The organism is Streptomyces spiramenti (assembly GCF_012034385.1).
Lineage (GTDB): Bacteria > Actinomycetota > Actinomycetes > Streptomycetales > Streptomycetaceae > Streptomyces > Streptomyces spiramenti.
This window is the reverse complement of sequence record NZ_JAAVJB010000422.1, coordinates 1-1,954: the sequence shown is the minus strand read 5'-3', so window position 1 is coordinate 1,954 and position 1,954 is coordinate 1. Positions and strand designations below refer to the sequence as shown.

At 75.7% G+C, this 1,954-nt stretch carries 2 protein-coding genes and 1 pseudogene; 2 read left to right on the top strand and 1 reads right to left on the bottom strand.

Annotated elements, in window-relative coordinates; all coding sequences use genetic code 11:
* Together HCJ92_RS23855 and HCJ92_RS23850 are read left to right on the top strand one after the other, a co-directional pair.
* A partial coding sequence (locus HCJ92_RS23855) for an SCO6045 C-terminal-like domain-containing protein (protein WP_167935684.1) occupies window positions 1–443 on the top strand: 443 nt, incomplete at its 5' end.
* Window positions 444–773: 330 nt separating this feature from the next.
* The gene (locus HCJ92_RS23850) at window positions 774–1,646 is read left to right on the top strand and encodes a TIGR04222 domain-containing membrane protein (protein WP_167935683.1); all 873 of its coding nucleotides are present in this window, start codon (window positions 774–776) and stop codon (window positions 1,644–1,646) included.
* Between the two features lie 199 nt (window positions 1,647–1,845).
* Here HCJ92_RS23850 and HCJ92_RS23845 read toward each other — a convergent pair.
* Window positions 1,846–1,954, bottom strand: a pseudogene (locus HCJ92_RS23845) (TetR/AcrR family transcriptional regulator); the annotation flags it as partial.

The window sequence follows — 1,954 nt, the reverse complement described above, 5'->3', positions numbered from 1 at the left end:
CGGGACGGCAGCTCGGCGATCCGCCCGCGGCAGCCGCCGCACCGACTCCGCACTCGGCGCCGGGTCCGGCGGCTGGCGGTCGCGGGGACACCGCACACGCCCGGGCCCGGCTCGCGAGGTCGCAGCACGCCCTGCTCGCGGCACTGACGGGGGACGCGCCCGCGCCCCTCGGTTTCGACGCCGAGCGGTTGCGGGTCCAGCGCTCGGCCCTGGCGGGCAAGCGGGCCGCCGTCATGGCGAAGGTCGCTCCCCGGCTGCCGGCGGTGCTCGGCGACGCGTACCACGGGGCAGCCGTGCGGTACGCCGACCGCCACCCCATGACGGAAGGCTTCCACGAGAGCGCCCGGGACTTCGCCCGCAGGCTGACGGACCGCCGCACCGGGCCCACGCTCTCGTGGTCCCAGCGGCGCCGACTGCGGCGCTGGCTGCGCGACCACGACTGACCCCCGCTTCGGGGGGAGGCGGACGCACGAAACGCGTCGGCGCCGCGCCTCGGCGTCGTGGAACGGGGTGCGGTGATCGCCGTGTGGTTCGGACGGCTTCTGCCGGCATCAGCGGTGGTGGTGCCGGTCCGCGCAGCCTGGAACGTGCACGTGGTCGCGGGTGGTACGTGACGCGCAGGCACCCCGGGAGGCGCGCGGCGCCTGCGGGGTGGCCGCCCTGGCGGGTGGTCCGGGGCAGGTGGTGGACACCGCCCCGTCCGCGCTCCTCGCCCAGCGGCGGCGGCGTTCTCCGCCCGGGAAGAATAACTCACAGACCGAGGGGAGACAGCGATGGTTGTGATCTGGTGGGGATTCGCGGTGGTCGCCGTCGTGCTGGCGACGGCGGTCCTGGACAGGGTTCGGTCGGGGCGATGGGGGGCGGAGCCGCGCGACGCCGCCGTCCGGGACGTGTACGAGACGGCCGCGCTGGCAGGGGGACCGCGTGCCCTGGTCGACGCGGCGATCTGCTCGCTGCACGACAAGCAGCGGCTGCGCGTCGAGGGCAGCCGCGTCGTGCTGGTGCAGCCCGTGGCGGACGACCCGGTCGAGCGCGCCGTCATCGACTGCTTCGGAGCCGAGTGGAAACGGCGGCTCAACCACGTGCGCAGTGAGGCGGCGAGCCGTCGAGCCGTCCGTGACGTGCGCCGCGAGCTGGACGAGCGGGGGTTGCTCTACTCGGCCGCCTACGCCCGGTCCGCGCGCACCCGCGTCGTCCTCCGGCTGGCGGCCTGCGGGCTGGTGACCGTCGGCAGTGTGGTGGCGCTGGCGATAACGTCTCCGGGGACACCGACGCTGCCGGTGGGTCTGCTGATCGCCGCGGCGGTCGTCACGCAGGTGATCGTGGTCGTGCTGCCGGCGCCGCGCAACGGCGCCCCCACGACCGCGGGCGTCGCAGCCCTGGCGAGGGCGCGCCGCGAACACGTGCCGCAACGGTCCGGCAGCGCCCGGGAGTTCGCCGTGGGCGGGGCGGCGGTGCTCGCGGGGACGGCACTCGGCGCCGCGCTGCTGCTGCCGATGCACGGCACCAACGAATGGCCCCCCGAGCGGTATGCGGACGCCGGTCCGGGCAACTCCGGGGGTGGCGGTGTCGGTTGTGGAAGCACGTCGTCCGGCTGTGGCGGGGACGGCGGCGGAAGTGGCTGCGGGGGTGGCTGCGGCAGCTGAGGCCGCCACAGCCCCGAACCACGTCACCCGATCGGGTGGGTGACACCGTCCGTCCCGCGACACGCCGTGGTCGGTGGCACCGACCGCCGCACCGCCCCGCGCACCATCCCGGGAGAAGGCAGCGAAGGGATCACCGGGTGCGTCACAGCGGCACGACAGGACGGAAGGGGACCGCACCGGCGGACCCGCCCGACGCGGGCGGCACCCAGCCGGCCTGCCGTGCCACGTCGATGACCCGGACGTCCCGGTAGGGGCCCGAGCCGAGCATCTTGCCCAGGCAGTCCAACAGCTTCTGCCGCGTCGCCTGC